Origin of the sequence: Pseudoalteromonas sp. P80D2 (assembly GCF_036680945.1) — a bacterium.
Taxonomy (GTDB): Bacteria; Pseudomonadota; Gammaproteobacteria; order Enterobacterales; family Alteromonadaceae; genus Pseudoalteromonas; species Pseudoalteromonas shioyasakiensis.
Window position 1 is genome coordinate 415859 of sequence record NZ_JAZDAR010000047.1, and the last position, 16378, is coordinate 432236.

At 39.8% G+C, this 16378-nt stretch carries 15 protein-coding genes; 9 read left to right on the plus strand and 6 right to left on the minus strand.

Annotation, left to right across the window (positions count from 1 at the left end; translation table 11 throughout):
• Positions 1–207: 207 nt before the first annotated feature.
• The 3 genes from VRK28_RS13910 to VRK28_RS13920 all read right to left on the minus strand — a co-directional run bounded on the left by VRK28_RS13910 (position 208) and on the right by VRK28_RS13920 (position 4059).
• The gene (locus VRK28_RS13910; protein WP_062566920.1) at positions 208–1587 is read right to left on the minus strand and encodes an alpha-amylase family glycosyl hydrolase; all 1380 of its coding nucleotides are present in this window, start codon (positions 1585–1587) and stop codon (positions 208–210) included.
• Between the two features lie 248 nt (positions 1588–1835).
• Positions 1836–2036, minus strand: a complete 201-nt coding sequence (locus VRK28_RS13915) for a hypothetical protein (protein ID WP_062566921.1) — start codon at positions 2034–2036, stop codon at positions 1836–1838.
• A gap of 226 nt (positions 2037–2262) precedes the next feature.
• Positions 2263–4059, minus strand: coding sequence for an ATP-binding protein (locus tag VRK28_RS13920; RefSeq protein ID WP_062566922.1), 1797 nt, complete (start codon positions 4057–4059; stop codon positions 2263–2265).
• Positions 4060–4339: 280 nt separating this feature from the next.
• On the opposite strand from VRK28_RS13920, the gene VRK28_RS13925 reads away from it, so the two are divergent.
• The 5 genes from VRK28_RS13925 (at position 4340) to VRK28_RS13945 (ending at position 7602) form a co-directional block, all read left to right on the plus strand.
• On the plus strand, positions 4340–4639 hold the full coding sequence (locus tag VRK28_RS13925; protein ID WP_062566923.1) for a hypothetical protein: 300 nt from the start codon (positions 4340–4342) through the stop codon (positions 4637–4639).
• A 191-nt stretch (positions 4640–4830) separates the two neighbouring features.
• A complete protein-coding gene (locus tag VRK28_RS13930) occupies positions 4831–5676 on the plus strand; it encodes an HDOD domain-containing protein (RefSeq protein WP_062566924.1) in 846 nt (281 codons plus the stop codon).
• A 155-nt stretch (positions 5677–5831) separates the two neighbouring features.
• Positions 5832–6551: an SIMPL domain-containing protein gene (locus VRK28_RS13935; protein WP_062566925.1), complete on the plus strand. Its 720-nt coding sequence runs from the start codon at positions 5832–5834 to the stop codon at positions 6549–6551.
• 3 nt (positions 6552–6554) lie between these two features.
• The gene (locus VRK28_RS13940; protein WP_130166727.1) at positions 6555–7304 is read left to right on the plus strand and encodes a hypothetical protein; all 750 of its coding nucleotides are present in this window, start codon (positions 6555–6557) and stop codon (positions 7302–7304) included.
• Positions 7305–7368: 64 nt separating this feature from the next.
• On the plus strand, positions 7369–7602 hold the full coding sequence (locus tag VRK28_RS13945) for a hypothetical protein (RefSeq protein ID WP_062566927.1): 234 nt from the start codon (positions 7369–7371) through the stop codon (positions 7600–7602).
• Here the strand turns inward: VRK28_RS13945 and VRK28_RS13950 are convergent.
• Genes VRK28_RS13950 through VRK28_RS13960 form a run of 3 tightly spaced genes read right to left on the minus strand, consistent with a single transcriptional unit; the run spans position 7599 to position 11584 of the window.
• Positions 7599–7979 carry a diacylglycerol kinase gene (locus tag VRK28_RS13950; RefSeq protein ID WP_062566928.1) on the minus strand — a complete coding sequence of 127 codons (381 nt, stop codon included), beginning with the start codon at positions 7977–7979 and terminating at the stop codon, positions 7599–7601. The two genes, VRK28_RS13945 and VRK28_RS13950, sit on opposite strands and share 4 nt — an antisense overlap.
• Before the next feature lie 20 nt (positions 7980–7999).
• Positions 8000–9625, minus strand: a complete 1626-nt coding sequence (locus VRK28_RS13955; RefSeq protein ID WP_332394045.1) for a phosphoethanolamine transferase — start codon at positions 9623–9625, stop codon at positions 8000–8002.
• A 15-nt stretch (positions 9626–9640) separates the two neighbouring features.
• A complete protein-coding gene (locus tag VRK28_RS13960) occupies positions 9641–11584 on the minus strand; it encodes an LTA synthase family protein (protein WP_130166728.1) in 1944 nt (647 codons plus the stop codon).
• A 175-nt stretch (positions 11585–11759) separates the two neighbouring features.
• Here VRK28_RS13960 and VRK28_RS13965 point away from each other — a divergent pair, with 175 nt between their 5' ends.
• The 4 genes from VRK28_RS13965 (at position 11760) to VRK28_RS13980 (ending at position 16348) form a co-directional block, all read left to right on the plus strand.
• Positions 11760–12434: a response regulator transcription factor gene (locus VRK28_RS13965; RefSeq protein WP_062566930.1), complete on the plus strand. Its 675-nt coding sequence runs from the start codon at positions 11760–11762 to the stop codon at positions 12432–12434.
• Positions 12434–13843: a sensor histidine kinase gene (locus VRK28_RS13970; RefSeq protein WP_130166729.1), complete on the plus strand. Its 1410-nt coding sequence runs from the start codon at positions 12434–12436 to the stop codon at positions 13841–13843. The genes VRK28_RS13965 and VRK28_RS13970 overlap by 1 nt, the downstream gene beginning before the upstream one ends.
• A 75-nt stretch (positions 13844–13918) precedes the next feature.
• Positions 13919–14107: a DUF3185 family protein gene (locus tag VRK28_RS13975; protein WP_054553751.1), complete on the plus strand. Its 189-nt coding sequence runs from the start codon at positions 13919–13921 to the stop codon at positions 14105–14107.
• Positions 14108–14173: 66 nt separating this feature from the next.
• Positions 14174–16348, plus strand: a complete 2175-nt coding sequence (locus VRK28_RS13980; RefSeq protein WP_130166730.1) for an exonuclease domain-containing protein — start codon at positions 14174–14176, stop codon at positions 16346–16348.
• Positions 16349–16378 lie beyond the last annotated feature (30 nt).

The following is a 16378-nucleotide window of genomic DNA, read 5'->3' on the forward strand; positions in this document are numbered from 1 at the left end:
GAACAATTTAAGTTTAGTCATAATTTTGAGAAGTGAGAAATTTTAAGTTGGGTGTCTAGTTAGAGGTTTTTTTATAGGTTTAACTCTGTGAAGTAATAGAAATTAATATGGGTGTCTTGTTAGTAAAGTAATTAATTGATTATTAGACCCCATATTTTAATTATGGGATCAAATTTGGTTACTGGGGGAGTAAGTTAAGGCGGTGAGCTATTCTACAAACACTCTAAATCCCCATGCTGGAATTGTAAGTTCTGTTGTTTGAGTAAATTCCATTGCCTGTTTTGAAAAAGCATCTGTGTATTTACCTAAAAACAATGGCTCGTTAAAGTTAACTGTTTGAGGCTCTTTCGATAGGTTGAACACAGCAAATACTTTATCGTTGCCTTTTGCTCGAACAAAGCTAAGTACCTGTTTTGGTGCGGTGTTTGGTACATGCACCATGCGGCCGCCAAATTGGCCATTCCACAGTGCTTCATTATTATGTTTGAGTGTAAATAATGATTGATATAAATCACCGATAGGGTGCTTTTGCCATTTGATTGGGTCTCGTTCGAAAAAAGCGAGGCGTTTATCGTTACCTGCTTCTTGACCGTTATAAATCATCGGGAAGCCTTCACCAACGACAGATAATGCAATAACGGCTTCAAGTGCATCGCCATAGTTTTCGAACATAGTGCCTTCCCATGCATTTGTGTCATGGTTGGCAACACCCACTAGGCGATAAGCTTCTTCTGGAAATGCACTTTCGTTCCATGAGTAATAAACGAAGAGGGCGCTAACATCAGCATGACCTTTTACAATTTTATGCATGTGCTCAGACCATGACCAGGCGTAAGTCATATCAAAGGCTTCGGCATGTAAATCGCGAGACTCCCACTCAGCAAGCATTAAAACAGGCTTTATGTCATCAAGCTCACGGCGGACGTTATTCCAAAAGTCTACGGGCACAAAGCCTGCCACATCACAGCGATAGCCATCAATACCGACTTCTTTTACCCAGTACTTCATTGACTCTGTCATGTACTCACGTAGAGCAGGTTTTGAATAATCAAAATCAATAATGTCAGACCAGTCCCACCATGGTGTCGGTCTAAATTGGCCTTTGTAGTCTCGGTCGTACCAATCGGGATGTTCAAATCGAAGCCAGTTATCCCAAGCACTGTGATTTGCTACCCAATCTAAAATGACATACATCCCCATATCATGGGCTTTGTTCACAAAGGCTTTAAGGTCTTCAAGTGTGCCAAACTCAGGGTTTACTTTACGGTAATCTTTTACAGAATAAGGGCTGCCTAAACTGCCTTTTCGGTTTTCTTCACCAATCGGGTTTATGGGCATAAGCCAAATAATATCAACGCCTAACTCTTTCAAGCGTGGCAATTGCTGCTGTGCTGCATTAAAGGTGCCTTCTTTGGTGAATTGGCGAGTATTGAGTTGATACATCACCGCATTTTTTGACCACTCTGGGTGAGTCAGTTTTACGTAGGGTTTGGGCTCATAGGCACTGTTTGAAGTTTTAGTGTGTGTACATGCAGTAGTTAGGCTTAGTAATAAAATAAGCAAACTTTTGGTTAGCAATGAATTCATATCAGGCCTTGTTGTCGAATAAAGGTGTTGCATGAAAAAACAACACTTCGACTAAATATATACCCTGAGCTAATATTTACAATTAAATGCATACGTATTCACAGCGTGGTTACATAATCGATTAAGTAGCAATATTACGCTTAATTATATTTGGATGGGGGCTAAATACTTAAAGGATTAAATAGGATGTGAGGGAGTATGTAAAACGACAGCAAGAAAAAGCTAAGCTGTCGTTTAAATATGCCGAGCTAGGCTGAAATCATAAAAGTAGATTTACTGGCATCCCAGCTGATCAGTTTTTTAATTTCTAGCTCTTTTATAATGGTTAGTAATTCAGAGTCACTTAGGCAGCAGCCTTGTTTTAGTTTATCGAGTGATATCTCTTTATTACGGCTATGAAGCTTAGAGTCCAACATAATACGGTAGATTAATTTTGACTTACGGTTCATAACGCATCTCCTCCACATTTTTGTTGATAGCATTTTAGTTGCTACTTGGTTTTATAATTTGGTCTAATGTGTACTGATGATTTTTTCGACTATGAGGGATCTTTTTAGCCAAGTCAATTAATATTGGATAAAAATTATACGATTTTGAATCAGCAGGAGAAACGTAGAAGTGAAGTTGTAAGTCATTGAAAATAAAGTGGAGATAAAACTTTTCTGCTTGGGAAGCCTAGTCTATGAGCTCGTCACGGCTAACCGCAATCACATCATGCAGCGCTTTAAATAGTAAATGTTTTTCAATGGGTTTGCCTACGTGGCCATTAAAACCACAATTCATGTATTCGATGATATTTTCTTTCATCACGTTGGCAGTCAAGGCAATAACAGGCACCTCTTTATCAATACTACGAATATGTGAGCAGGCTTCTATTCCCCCCATTGTGGGCATTTGTATATCCATTAAAACTAAAATGGGGTTGAGTTGTTTAAATAGCTCGACTGCTTCGGCACCATCTTTTGCAAAGTGAAGGTCAGCGTTGGTTTCTGCAAGCATTGACTTGATGATCATGGTATTGAGTGGGTTATCTTCAGCAATCAACAGTGTTTTAGCCGATAAGTCAGGTGCAGTCACATCGGTAAAGCTATCATGTAAGTGTTGCTTTTCAGATACTTTGAGCGGTAAATAAACGGTGAAATGGGTGCCTTTACCGAGCGCGCTGTCAACATCAATAGTGCCGTTCATGCGGTTAATAAGATTCGCGGTGATCGACATTCCTAATCCTGTCCCGCCAAAACGCCGCGTTATGCTGTTATCGGCTTGCTGAAAACGGTTAAACAGGTGCATTAAACCCTCTTTGCTCATACCAATGCCGGTATCAATCACTTCTATCTCAACACCTTGCTTTTGGTTTTGGCTTTGCAAAGACTTATTTATTTTTACTTGCACGCCACCTTGCTCGGTAAATTTAACGGCGTTAGAAACCAGGTTTAAAATAATTTGCCGAACTCGAACTGGGTCTCCTATCCATAAATCTTCAACGTCATCGTCTATATCTATGTTTAAATCAATTGCTTTTTCGTTACAAAGCGGCAGAAAATCAGAATTGATTGACTCAACGACCTTCGACATCGAAAAGTCCACCTGTTCAATCGAAAGCTCGTTCGCCTCCATTTTCGAAAAATCTAAAATATCGTTGATAATGGTAAGGAGTGATCGACAAGAAAACAGCGCCTTAGAAACAACTTCTATATTCTTCGGTTTTTGAATATTTGGTTGCAAAACCTGCAACAGCCCCATAATGCCATTAAGTGGGGTGCGTATTTCATGGCTCATATTGGCTAAAAATTCTGATTTTATTCTCGCTCCTTCTACCGCACGCTCAGTGAGCTCAATCTGTTGTTTATAAGAGTTAGAAAGCTTTCTAAAGTAAATAAGCAATATGCTGGTGAGCAATATAATCGTTAATACATGCACGATGTAAGCAATTTGGAAGTTTTCATCAATGGCGATGCTTTTATCTTTAAGTATGAAGTTTACATGTTGCTCGAACGCGGCAAGTGCCTTTAGTGCTGCTTTGTCATCTACCTTTACTGTAGAGTCTATTTGCTCGCTTGTTGCGCCATCGGCAATCATCGTTAAAACAATATTGACTTTACTTTCATACTCAATAACCGTTTTTTTAACGTCAGTAAGTGCAGTTTTGTCGTATTCTTTGATTGCGCCAAGCTTGGCAAGGATCTCTTTTATTTCGGTGAGTTCACTTTCAATGGGCGGAAGATACAGTTCTGTATTTTTTCTAAGCACTAGGTTTTTAAAATGGTGAATAAAGCCACCATAACCAAGTCTTTGAATGAGCTTGTCGTGAAGTACATAAACGTGTGCGGCGGTTTTTGAATAGTCATGCCATTGTGAGTCGACATTTTTGTAAAAGAATAATGAGGTAATGGTGAGTGACGTTACTAATGCAATCACGATAATTGCATTCACTTTCAACTTGTTTTTAGTTTGCTGCAACGCTTTTGTCATCTGTTTACCGCACCTATCTAGCTGTTAATTTAAGCATAGCGCATTTTTATTTGTTCACATAAGAAAGGCTTATATCAGAATGACTTTTTGTGAGGATAATAAAAAACCTTAACAACTAAGGTAAAAATAACTTAGAGCGAATAATTAAGTTTTTTTATAAAAAAGTTTGAAATCAATTGCACTGTACTTTTTTCGCACTTGCTGTATCTTAAGTTGGTACGCAATTTTTATGATTTAATTGAGTGTAAGCCACACTCATTTGTTAGGTGGAGAAAAGGATATGCACGCGCAAACAGTCAAAGAATCAATAGCAACTATTCAATCGGGTGTCGCAAAAGCGGATGGTAAGCTTTTAGTTACTGAGCAAGAGATTGTTTTTGAACCGTTTAATAAAGAGTTAGGCTTAGGTCCATACACGCTTCCACGAGCGCACATCAATAACGTTGATAAGTGTTCAGGTAAAGGCGCGGGTATTTTGCCAATCACAGCAGATGGAATTCGTATTACTTTAAATAACAACGATGTATTTGAGTTCATTTTAGCAAACCCTGATGAGTGGCTAAGCGTACTTGCTCACTAAGTAAATCCTTCAAAAAGACGGCATATTATTATAGCAACCTGCCATAATGTGCCGTGTTAGCTTTTTACTAATTAATTTCCTTTCTTCGCAACACATTGATCTCAAACAATACTAAGGCAAAGTTCTTAGGGTATTTTACCCATCTAAACTATTAAATTGCTCGTTGCTTATTAACGGAGGCTCTTGGGCAAATGATCAACTTAGATGAACAACGCCTAGTTTCGCTTGAACGCGGTTTTCATATTCCACCTAAACCTGAACTATTGAGCCAAATTGCCGATGAAGTGCAAAAATCGGATGCAAGCTTAGATAAAATAGCTCAGCTAATATCAAGAGACATCAGTCTTTCAGCTTTATTATTAAAAACAATAAACAGCCCGGTGTTTGGCTTACAACGCACCATTAGTGATATACGCCAAGCGGCGATGTTTTTAGGGTTAGATCAGCTTAACCAGTTGGTAACTTTGGCGCTGCTTAAGCAAAATTTTAAAGGCAATGCCTGTATTAGCCTAGAGCGCTTTTGGGATGAGTCGGTTGAAGTTGCGAATGCCTGTGTGCAGCTTGGTAACAGTTATAAGTCATTAATGCCAGTGGACGAGCTTTATTCATTAGGGCTTTTTCATAATGTCGGTATTGCGGCTATGGCATTAAAATTTAAAGACTATGTTGAGGTTCTCAAGCAAGCAAATTTAGCTAAAGAGTATGCGATTACCGACCTAGAACAAGCACGTTATCAGTGCGACCATGCGGTGATTGGCTATTTTATCTCGGTATCTTGGCACCTACCTAAGCCACTTTGTCACGTTATTTTAAATCATCATAACACGCACTTTTTAGAGCAAAACAATGATGAACAACAACGTATGGCGTACGCCATCTTAAAATGTGCAGAAAGTGCTGTAGACTATGCCCGTCACCAACAATATTCAAGCGAGTGGTTTAAGATTAAAGAGCTGTGCTTTGCAGAGCTGGGTATTGTTGACCAAGATTTTGCCGATATGGTCGAAGATTACGTCGACAATGCGATGGCAAGTTAAAGCCGATTAGTTTTTATTTCCTATCATCTTAACTTCGATGAGTTTGCGAGTGGTGAGTTATCATCACTCGCTTTTTTTACATCGAAAGAAAGTATGCATTACTATACTTTCCTGCTGTAGCAAGGCATCATAACTTTTTCTAGGGAGAGGTTACGATGCTTAAATTGCTGTTACCATTAGTTTTATGTTCAAGTTCTGCGATGGCTGCAACAAGTCTGCCGGATAATCGTCATATTGTTGTTAAAGGTGAGGCAGTTGTGCGTACAGCCCCCGATAGGGCTGACATCACGTTAGAGTTTGAAGCGGTAAAAGCTGAAAGCGTGCAGGCTAAGCAGCAAGTCGATGCGCAAGTTAATGAACTCCTGGCGGGCTTAAATAATTTCTCTATAGACGAGAAAAGTATCTCTGCGGGGCGGATATTTTTAGAGCCCAATATGCGCTATGACGAAAACGATAACCAAGTTAAAGATGGCTTTCGAGCCACGCGCAAGGTCAAAGTCAGCCTTAAAAAACTCTCCCTTCTGGACGGCTTTTTAAACTTTGCGCTTAAAGTGGGTGTCAATCAAATCGAGCAAATTCAACTTTTATCAACCAAAGCCTCAGATTACGAGCAAGCCGCTCTTGATAAAGCAGTTGCGAATGCCAAACAGCAGGGAAGTAGCCTTGCAAGCGCATTCGAAGCGAAACTTGGTCGGGTGTATAGTATTCAATCGCAAGAGATAGGTAGTCACTTTGGCTATGGTAGCAATACAAATATTGAACGAATCATGGTCACGGGCTCACGTATTAATACAGTCCCAGAAGGTAAGTATTTACAAGAATCGATTACCTTCAGAGCAAGTGTCAATGTTGTGTTTGATTTGGTGGTCGAGTAATTAATGAGATTTTTTAAGTACTGTGTTTATCTATTCCTTTTGTTGATGGCATTCAGTGGTCTTGCCGCAACAAAGCACATAAATATTGTCAAACCTGTGGTTGCGGCATTTAAGGCAGGTGATAAAGCTGCCATTGCTAAGCGAGTGCATTATCCACTGCAGCGCAAAGAGCCGCTGCAAGCAATTGAAAATGAGCAAATGCTTATAGAAAACTTTGAGCAAATTTTTGATAAAGAGTTTGTCGAAAAAATCGTGAACTCAAATATTCGCCATGATTGGGAGATGATGGGGTGGCGCGGCATCATGTTTGATTCAGGCAAATTGTGGTTAGACTTTGATGGCTCTATTTGGGCTGTGCCTTATGAATCAGAGGCAGAAAAAGCACGACGTGAAGCATTGATTGACGAGCAAAAACAAGCATTACATAAAAGCCTCCGTGAATTTATAAAGCCGATATTAACGTGGCAAACAAAACAGCATTTAATTCGTATCGATGAACTGGCTGATAATCAGTACCGTTATGCAGCATGGGGGATTGATCAATCTATGCAAGATGAGCCAAGCCTTGTGATCACAGGGGGCACATTAAGCTTTGATGGCAGTGGAGGGAATCATTTTTATACCTTTACTAACAATGGCTATCGTTATGTCTGTCATGTGATAGTGCTTGGCACTGAACACTCACCGCCGGGGCTTTTAGAGGTATTTAGAAATAATGTACAGATATTGTCTGAGCCTGTTTTAGCTTTTTAGGTTGTTTTTCTTATTTTGTACTACACTTCTTCTTTCTAAGGAGCCTCGTTTAAAGGAGTAAGTTGTGAGTACAAAATTTTGGATACTAAGAACCACTAAAGTTTTTACGTTAGTGGCTATTTTATTATTTATGGTGGAAATTCTAAAAGGTCACGAGACAATGGGCGCGTTAGGCTTTGCGCTACTTTGGTCTTTTATTGCCACGGCCATTTTTATCGCAACCCGTTTATATCATTCATCAAAAGGGCGCCACTGTGCACTTTGTAATGACACCCCTGATGATAAAAAAGCGAGTTAGCTTAGGTTATTAACAAACACGCCGCCCCATACCAACGCACAAATCGTTAAAGCAATCAGTACGGCTGCGGATCCTAAGTCTTTAGCTAGGCCTGATAATGGATGAATTTCAAGGCCTATTCGGTCAATGGCGGCTTCAATTGCCGTATTGACGACTTCAGCAAACATCACAAATAGCACTGATACAAGCAGCATAATTTTCTCATACAGACTAATCTGCCATACAAAAACCACCGCTATGGCAAGCACCAACATTACCAGCTCTTGTTTAAAAGCAGACTCATGCTTTGCTAACCACGTGAATGCTCGTTGGGAGTTTTTGAATGCAAGGCGAATACGTTTAATGCCAATGGGTTTGTTAGTGCTATCAAATTGCATAGTATGAAATCTCTATTTCGTTAGCTTTGTGTTGAGCAAGCATTAAAGATATCTTGCTCTGGGTGATATTCAGTGCTTTGTACATGGGTTAAGCCTAGTAGGGTGTCAAAAATGTTATCGTGCGAAAAAGCATGGTTACGCTGCTGTTCGATACATTGATTAAAGCGGGTATCGGCTAGTTTATTACTCCAAAACAGCATAGGCACTTGGGTTTGCTCTTTAGGCGCTAACGCATACGGGAAGCCATGTAAGTACAAGCCTTTTTCACCCAGTGATTCACCGTGATCAGAAACATACAGTAGGGCTTTGTCATCCGCCTGACTGCTTTGCAGTAAATTAATAAGTTTACTCAGCACTAGGTCGGTATAAGCAATGGTATTATCATAGGTGTTTGTGAGTTGCTCACTGCTACAATTTTGGATATCGCTACGTGGGCAATCAGGCAAAAATTTACTGTCTTTTTCTGGATAGCGGCGATAGTAGGTTGGCCCGTGTGAACCAATCATATGTAATACCAATAGTTGGTGTTTCGCATCACTTTTGGCAAGCTTTGCAGCTAATTCTTCAACCAGTACTTCATCAAAACAATAGCGTCCGTCACAAAGTGGGTTGCTCTTTGTTGGTTCTACCGTTTCTGAGTTTACCCGCACACAAACCCCTTTACAGCTGCTATTGTTATCAATCCACGTTACTTCTACACCACTTCGTTGAATGATATCTAGGGCATTTTCTTGGCTTTGCGCGATGCGCGAATCATAGTGATTGCGGTCTAAGCGCGAGAACATGCAAGGTACAGAAATGGCCGTTGCGGTGCCACATGAACTAACATCACTGAAATATTTAACGCCAAGTTTAGGGGTATATTGATTAGTTGGCTTGTCGTAACCTTGCAGTGAGAAATTTGCTGCACGCGCTGTTTCACCTACCACCATAATCGTCAGTGAACTTTGTTGCTTAGCTAATAGGTGCGGTGTTTTATCTAAGACTTTAAATGGTAAAGGTGGATAAAAATAATTATCGCGCAGGTACTTATAGCCCGCAGTATAAAATGCAAAGGGGGTAATGTAGCTGGTTAATTGACGATTATTACGCCCTACAGAGGCGTAATCTTTATAAAAAGGAACGGCAATAACAGCTACAGCAATAAACGCTGTAACGTTAAGAAGCGCAAAGCTTTTAAGACGAACACGAAAGTTTCCGACAATTTCAAAGCGAGAAAACAAGTAAGCAGGCAGTACGCCTAGCACAGTAATAAAAGCGATAACTTGTACATTAAGGTATGAAAAAGCCTCACCTGAATTTGTCTCTAAGATATTTTGCAGCATGCTTTTATCAAAGATAACACCGTAATTTAAGGTTGCATAAAACAACAACGATGAAACCACGACGCTTGTTAAAAGCACGGGTTTAACAAAGGTGATTAGCGATAACCAACTTAACACCATTGCCGTCAGTGCTAATAAGAAAAACGGTACGCTTGCTATAAATAACCAATTGATATGTTCAGGTTTGCTGGCTGCTTCAAGCATGTTAAATAAAAACAGGCCATTAAATGCAATAACCAAGTACAACGACACCAGCCAGACAAATTGGCTGTAGCTAACGTGCCATTTTTTAGTAAAGAGTTGTTTAATTTGCATGCTCATAATCATTCCTCATCGCTACGATTTATTTGGTAAGCGATACAACTGTTCGGTATAAGCTAAATTGCTAAATAAGACGTGTGCTAAGGCTTTTTTGGCAAGCTCAACGCTGCTATCTGTGTTATCGATGGCAACTTGCGTTTTACTTGTAGAGTCATAGCGCCAATAGCTCACTTTTTGGTTTGGCATCAGGATCACGGCTTCACCATTTTCTACGTAAGCAAAGTTGTCGTAGTACTGCATCATGGCGCGCTCAACAGGGTATTGTTGTGTTAAATCATAACCAAGCATGGGGGTTGCTTGCTCAACGCCTAATAACGACAACAAAGTAACAGGTAAATCAATTTGGCTGACTAAGCGAGTATCGCGCTTTGCATCCATATCACTATTTAGGATCACAGCAGGGATGTGAAAAGATTTAAGCGGCACAGGCTCTGAGCCAAACACGCGCACATCATGATCTGCAACCACTAAAAAGACGGTGTCTTGCCAGTAATCTTGCGTTTTTGCTTTTGCGATGAATTTACCGAGTGCATAGTCAGCATATTTAATTGCTAGATCGCGTTTGTAGTTTTCTGGGTCGTGGCCTTCAGGCAGTGTTACTTTACCCTCTGGAATATCGAATGGGTCGTGGTTACTTGAGGTAAACACAAGGCTGAAAAATGGTTTGCTTGATTTATTTAGCTCACTTAGCTCTATATCAGCTTGATTAAACAAGTCTTCGTCACTTACTCCCCAAGATGAGATAAACTCTGGGCTTTGTATGTCATTAATATCGACAATATCGCTAAAGCCATTGCCTAAGAAAAAGCTTTTCATGTTATCGAAATGACTTTCACCGCCGTAGATAAATTGGGTGGTATAACCGGTGCGGGCTAATACATCAGCAAGAGAGAAAAAGTTACGCTGAGATTTAGAAAGTTTGACCACCGAGCGCGAAGGTGATGGGGGAAACCCGGTTGTTACCGCTTCAATCCCTCGAACAGAGCGTGTGCCAGTGGCGTATAAGTTATCAAACCCCCAGCCTTGTTGATAAAGCTTATCTAGTTCAGGAGTCACACCTATGCCACCTAGTTCGCCAACAAAGCGTGCACCTAAGCTTTCTTCTAAAATGATCACTAAATTCTTTTGTTTGCCTGTGTTAAAAGGTGTGTTGTTGGCAAGGGTAGGGATTTTCTCAGTGATAAACTGCTGTTTATAGGCTGCTTGCTTTACTGTTTGTAAAATCTCATCACGTGGCATGGTACCGTATAAACTACTGGCATTTTTTTCATTGCCCATACTCTTAATAGCAAAGGCAACACTGTAAGTTGAATTAAGTGCCAAGGAGTTAATCAGTGAGTCACTTGAAAAGTACACTAATGCAGGGTTTAACGGGCGATGGCTTGCAGTGCCTCTTGCGCTAATTAAGCAAACTAATAAAGTAGTAACGAGTATCACCACTTGGCTAACCGTTTTAGCATTTTGCTGTTTGCTAAATGCTGCATTTATAAAACGATACGCAAACACACAACTAATCGTTGCAATAATTAAGGTGCTTATCATGGCAAATAGGTGGCCATGTAATAGCATAGAAAAGACTTCTTGAGGGTAGTCTAGGTATTCGACAAATAAACGATTTGGTCGTACATCGTATTGGGTAATGAACGCGGGGGTCGAAGCCTCTACAACCACGATTAAAGTCACAACTATACTGCTATAAAGAGTAAAAACATGCTGAAAAAAAGCAGTTTTGCTGCGCAAAAGTACATCAGCGACTAACATTAAAACAGCCAAGGCTGACAAGTAGCCTAAGCTGCTTAAGTCGACTCTTAAGCCTCCTAATAAAACGGCTAGGCTATCGCCATCAGCTAACCTTTGGTGTTGCCATACAAGCAAGGCTATTCTCGACAGTATAAATACTGACATTAAAATTAATGAAAAACGGAACAAAGGTTTTAAAACAGAAAGTTTTGTTGTCATAGTCGTACTTACTTAATCGAAACTACGGCAATACTAGGAATCGAAACTTAAGAAATCCTTATGGTAATCTTAATATTTTCTAAACTAGAAAAACTTCAGTAAATCTTAAGTGAATCTTAAGATTTAAAGCGTAAGCTGATGACGCTAAAGCGGTTTTTATCTAAATGAGTAACATATGAAATTGTTGATTATAGAAGATTCGGTGTCATTAAGACGTAGTCTACGAATTGGCCTTGAGAACCTAGGTTTTACTATTGATGAAACCGGCGATGGCGCTGAAGGGTTGAGTATGGCAATGACAGGTGAGTACGAATTAATCATACTCGACATTATGTTACCCAGTATTGATGGCATTACGTTATTACAAACCATAAGAGCAAAGCAGCTCGACGTGCGTGTACTTATTTTATCTGCCAAACAAGAACCAGAAGACAGAGTGAAAGGGCTACTCACCGGGGCCGATGATTACCTGACCAAACCATTTTCGTTTGATGAGCTGCATGCAAGGTTGTTAAATTTAATGCGTCGCGGCGGCCTGAAAACAATCAGTGATGTGATCCGCATTGATAACTTGGCTTTAAATTTACAATTAAAACTTTTGCAAGTTAACGACACCGTTATCGATTTAACCCCTAACGAATATAAAATAGTTGAGTGCTTGTTTAGTAATCAAAACAAAGTGATCACAGCTGAAAAGTTAAGTACCTATATTGCTGGGCAATATGACTTAGTTTCGAAAAACTCCATTGAAGCGCACCTATCATCAGCGCGTAAAAAGGTGAGGGCAGCAGGTGGCGAGTTACCTATTCAAACAAAGCGTGGTTTTGGTTATATCATTCAAGGAAAATAATGAAATCAATTCGCAGTAAGTTAGTAACCACATTATCGATTACTATAACTGGGCTAGTGCTGAGTATTTTAGTTGCTACCGATATCGCCGTTGATAGTTGGATTGATAACGAATTTAATCGTGGTTTGAAATCAAAAGCTGGCATGCTTATGTCATTGATTGATATTGACGAAGAAGAAATTGATTTTGATTTTTCAGGGCAATTCATGCCTGAGTTTTCTGGCAGTACAGAAACTGAGTATTTTCAAATTTGGTCGCAGTCTGGGGTTTTTGCGCGTTCAGAAAGCTTGCACCTTTTCTCACAAAAGAACCTACCTCTAGAGAAAATAAAGCTTGGAGAGACAAAAATCATCAATACCGAGTTACCTGATGGTCGCAATGGGCGGGTTATTTATACTCGCTTTATACCGCCTTTAGACCTAGACGATGATGAAGACTTTATTGAAGGCGTTAACACCTCTTTGCAACAACCCATAACCTTAGCTTATGCGGCTTCATCAGAAGAAGTTGACTTTGTTTTATGGCTGATCGACGTTATTTTTGTTGTCTCTACTGTGTCAGTAATCGTATTCATTCGTCTATTTGTGCGTAAATCGGTCGACAGTTCTTTAGCGCCGCTGAATAAACTAAACCGGGATATTAGCCAGCTCAGTATAGCTGATAAAAATGCAGTGATAACAATAAAAGAGCCTGTTAAAGAGCTGCAACCCATTGTTGATAGCTTAAATGCCTTTATACGGGAAAACCGCCAGCTTTATTTTCGTGAAAGACGCTTAACCTCGGATATCGCTCATGAGTTAAAAACGCCTATAGCTGAGCTTATTAATATGGCTGAAGTGGCCATTCGTTTTCCAAATGAAAAAGAGTTTGAGGCAGACTTTAAACCCGAAGTGCTAAAAATTAGCCAGCGTTTAAAGAGTATTGTGTCGAACTTATTACTACTGCATAAGTACAGTGATGAAGCACTCCCAAAGCAAGATGCATGCGATTTAAATCAGGTTATTTTACGTACCTTAGAAAAACATGATTTAGAGCGAATTAAGTTTGAGTTTCAAGATGATATTCCTGCCATTGTCAGTAATTTATTTGCACTTGAATCAATCATCACCAACCTTGTAAATAACGCAAAGCAATATAGCCCCGACAAGAGTGATGTAACTGTAAGTACGCTACTGACGAAAGAGGATAAGCTGCAATTCTCTGTTAAAAATGAATTAAAAGTACCTTTAACAGAAGACGATTTGAGCCAGTTATTTGATCCACTCTGGCAAAAAGACAGTGCCAGAACCTCTAATGATAACTTTGGGTTAGGCTTATCTATTGCCAAAGCGTTAAGTAAAGCAATTGACGCTGAACTTCAGGTGTCGTTAAGTGGGCAAAACATAACCTTTAGTTTGATTATTTCTTAATGCTTTGCAGGCGTTTAATATGTGTGCAACACTGAGGTTATCAAAAAGAAATTAATAACAATAAGGAACAACACGATGGGAAAAATTATAGGTATTGCTTTAATCGTTATTGGTGTGGCGCTAGCTGTATGGGGATATAACGTTTATGACTCTGCAAGTGCGCAAATTAGCCGCACGTTTAGTGGTGATACACCAATTGAAGCTTGGCTCGGTATGGTCGGGGGCGCAATTTGCGCAATTGTGGGTATTTTAAAAGTTAAATAACCGCAAACATTGAAATCAATTAGCTAATACCTGATACTGTATTTATATACAGTATCAGGTTTGGCTATGAAAACACAACTACCAGCAAAATATTATTTAAGTCACTTCTTTGAGCTTGCTGAATTTATTCAATCTCAGTGCAGGCATCTGCTTGTAGAAGAGCAGCAGTTATTTCTTGAAAAACTCCTTCAGCTTGATGAGCAAAGTTTATGTACTTTGCTACGTATTTTTTCTCGAAAGCCAAAAATCGTTGCTTTGTCATCATTAAATTATGAAGAGATCCCTAATCTGCACGGTGCTATTTTTAAGCTAAAGCAGCAAGGGCTGGTGGCACATCCTAGCAGCGATGAATTAGATCTATTGCTTGAGCATTTAACCAAACCAACCCTGTTAACCTTATTAGCAAATGATGAGTTAATGGCGACTTATCCTGATTACAAAAAGTCAGCCAGTAAACAGCGCTTGACCCAACTGTGTAAAGAGCATATTGATCGTAACCACAGTGAATTAGTGGCGTTGTTTAGTCAGTTCGTGGTCAATAGCCGTGGTCAGTATTATGAATACTTCGAGTTTTTACATAGCGGTCGGCTAAGTGGTGGTGATATAAATCATCAAAATCGTTTTGTGATGCGTGATTTAGGAATTGCAAAAGTACGTGGTGATGTTAATGAGAGCATATCGCGTTTTCAAACACTAGCCGAAGCACAAACGCATTATCAATTAAATAAGCTGCGAATGCAGTTCAAAGAAAGCGAGTCAGAATCTCAGTATCAGAACTTAGCCCAAGCACTTTTAGCCATTAGCTCTGAAGATGAATTAGCCCAGAGTATCAAAAACAAATTACTGATCCGCTTATATAAGCAGCTTAAAGAGCATGACTTAGCATTTGCATTTGAATTACTTGAGCACTGTGAAGGTAGCAGTGAAGCGCAAGAGCTAGCAATTCGCCAGCGTTACAAACAAGGTGATAAAACCTGGGTAGAACAAAAGCTTGAACAAGTTATTCTAGACCCACTAGATGATGGCATTTTGTATTTTGCAGAGGACTTTTTACAGCGTAAATATAATAAGCAACAACGCTCACGCCTAACACAAATGCTCATTGATACAGAGCATCAATTAGAGGTTGATGATATTTATCGTGGCGATGTAGAGCAAGGAGTGTGTGAGCATTATCAACAGCTTGGTAATACGGTATTTTTTACCGAGAATAATCTTTGGCTGAGCTTCTTTACCTTAACGTTTTGGCAAGAACTCTTTATAGAGACCCCGCACCCGCCGTGTAATGAATTTGACCTTTATCCAAAGGTGTTGCTGGCTGATTGTTTTTACACAGTGCAACAAACACAAATTGAGCAAAAGCTTGCCAAATTCACTAGTAATGAAGCCTTATATAAATATGTTTGCAAAAACGTAGGGCAGTTTTATGAAGCCCACAATAGCGTGTTCGTGTGGCACAGCGACATGTTAGAGCCGCTAGAGGTATTAATAAAACACAGCCCGCTTACAAATTTAAAAGCGCATTTACTACAAATGACAAAAACCTTTAAGCAGCTCAAAGATGGCTATCCAGACTTGATGGTGCTTAAAGGGGATAAGCTCACCTTTGAAGAAGTGAAAGCCCCTGGCGACAAACTAAGACGCAACCAACTTGTCAGTATTGAGGTATTAAAGCAACATGGCTTTGCAGTGAATATCGTTGCGGTAAATTGGTTTAATGATCCGAATCGTATTTATAGTGTGGTGGATATAGAAACCACCGGTGGCGTACAAGGTAATAATAAAATTACTGAAATAGCCGTTGTGCAGTTACAAGCGGGCGAAGTAATCAACCAATGGGCGAGTTTAATCAATCCTGAGCGCAGTATACCTGCTTTTATCACCAAGTTAACGGGGATAAACGCCGCTATGGTTCGTGATGCGCCGCGCTTTGAAGAGGTTGCTGATACACTGCGCTCACTATTAAAAGGCAGCGTATTTGTTGCCCATAATGTGAATTTTGATTACGGCTTTATTCGCAAAGAATACAGTGCAATCGGGCAGGGCTTTAAAATGCCAAAGCTATGTACCGTAGTTGAATCACGCAAGGCATTTCCAAAGCTTAAGTCATATTCGCTCGGTAACTTAGCGGCACATTTTGAATTGAATTTAACGAATCATCATAGAGCGTTAGCTGATGCAACTGCCACAGCAGAACTGTTAAATCTGATTCAACAAACACAATCAAAAAAGGCGAGTTAAACTCGCCTTTTAAACTTAACCTGCCCCATT

Coding starts and splice junctions, on each gene's coding strand:
- VRK28_RS13910 (WP_062566920.1), bottom strand. CDS start 1,587: ATGAATTCATTGCTAACCAAAAGTTTGCTTATTTTATTACTAAGCCTA.
- VRK28_RS13915 (WP_062566921.1), bottom strand. CDS start 2,036: ATGAACCGTAAGTCAAAATTAATCTACCGTATTATGTTGGACTCTAAG.
- VRK28_RS13920 (WP_062566922.1), bottom strand. CDS start 4,059: ATGACAAAAGCGTTGCAGCAAACTAAAAACAAGTTGAAAGTGAATGCA.
- VRK28_RS13925 (WP_062566923.1), top strand. CDS start 4,340: ATGCACGCGCAAACAGTCAAAGAATCAATAGCAACTATTCAATCGGGT.
- VRK28_RS13930 (WP_062566924.1), top strand. CDS start 4,831: ATGATCAACTTAGATGAACAACGCCTAGTTTCGCTTGAACGCGGTTTT.
- VRK28_RS13935 (WP_062566925.1), top strand. CDS start 5,832: ATGCTTAAATTGCTGTTACCATTAGTTTTATGTTCAAGTTCTGCGATG.
- VRK28_RS13940 (WP_130166727.1), top strand. CDS start 6,555: ATGAGATTTTTTAAGTACTGTGTTTATCTATTCCTTTTGTTGATGGCA.
- VRK28_RS13950 (WP_062566928.1), bottom strand. CDS start 7,979: ATGCAATTTGATAGCACTAACAAACCCATTGGCATTAAACGTATTCGC.
- VRK28_RS13955 (WP_332394045.1), bottom strand. CDS start 9,625: ATGAGCATGCAAATTAAACAACTCTTTACTAAAAAATGGCACGTTAGC.
- VRK28_RS13960 (WP_130166728.1), bottom strand. CDS start 11,584: ATGACAACAAAACTTTCTGTTTTAAAACCTTTGTTCCGTTTTTCATTA.
- VRK28_RS13965 (WP_062566930.1), top strand. CDS start 11,760: ATGAAATTGTTGATTATAGAAGATTCGGTGTCATTAAGACGTAGTCTA.
- VRK28_RS13970 (WP_130166729.1), top strand. CDS start 12,434: ATGAAATCAATTCGCAGTAAGTTAGTAACCACATTATCGATTACTATA.
- VRK28_RS13975 (WP_054553751.1), top strand. CDS start 13,919: ATGGGAAAAATTATAGGTATTGCTTTAATCGTTATTGGTGTGGCGCTA.
- VRK28_RS13980 (WP_130166730.1), top strand. CDS start 14,174: ATGAAAACACAACTACCAGCAAAATATTATTTAAGTCACTTCTTTGAG.